The organism is Allobosea sp. P1_A7 (assembly GCF_056406775.1).
Genome location: NZ_JBFTZN010000621.1, coordinates 1 through 843, shown reverse-complemented (window position 1 = coordinate 843; position 843 = coordinate 1). Strand labels below are relative to the sequence as shown.

Genomic DNA, 843 nt, shown 5'->3' with positions numbered 1-843 from the left:
GTGCTGCCGAGGCGATGGGTCGTCGAGCGCACCTTCGGCTGGATGACCCGTTGGAAGCGCCTCGTCCGAGACTATGAACAGCGCCTCGACGTCTCCGAAGCCATGATCCACGTCGCCCTGGGAAGCCTCATGCTGCGGCGCATCGTCCATCCTTGAGCATTCTCAAACAGATGGGGTGATTGGGGTCTCAACCGGCGGGTGGCTGCTCCGTTCGGGATGTTGGAACGTGGTCCGCGTTGAGTGGCCACAAGCATCGGGAAGGAGCAGCCATGACCTATTATGCCGGACTGGACGTGTCGCTGGAAGAGACTGCGATCTGCGTGGTTGATTCGGGCGGATCGTGAAGGAGGCGCGTGCGGCCAGCGAGCCTGCGGCTTTGATCGTCGCGCTGAATGAGCTCGACCTGCCTCTGGAGCGCATCGGGCTGGAAGCGTGCTCTCTGACGGCGTGGCTTCACGATAGCCTGCGCGCGGCCGGCTTGCCGGCACTCTGCATCGAGACGCGCCAGGCCAACGCCGCGATGAAGACAATGCCGAACAAGTCCGACCGCAACGACGCCCGGGCTCTGGCGCAGATCATGCGGACGGGCTGGTTCCGGCAGGTTCACGTCAAGAGCCGGCAGTGCCGGCTGTGGCGCTCGCTTTTGGCGGCGCGCCGCACTGTCCTGAATGAGATGCGCGCGATCGAGAACGTAGTGCGGGCGATCCTGCGGGAGGCCGGGCTCAAGCTCGGTACGCCGGGCCGCCCGACCTTCGCCGTCCGCGTGCGCGAACTGACGCAGGGCGATCCCTGCGTGATGCCGTCCGCGTGCGCGAACTGACGCAGGGCGATCCCTGCGTGATG

The 843-nt window shown here is 65.8% G+C and carries 1 protein-coding gene and 1 pseudogene; both read left to right on the top strand.

The window, feature by feature from the left end:
- Positions 1-156: transposase (locus AC1D34_RS38060; protein WP_476827089.1), on the top strand; the 156-nt coding region annotated here is incomplete at its 5' end.
- 113 nt (positions 157-269) lie between these two features.
- Positions 270-790, top strand: a pseudogene (locus AC1D34_RS38055) (IS110 family transposase); the annotation flags it as partial.
- Positions 791-843 lie beyond the last annotated feature (53 nt).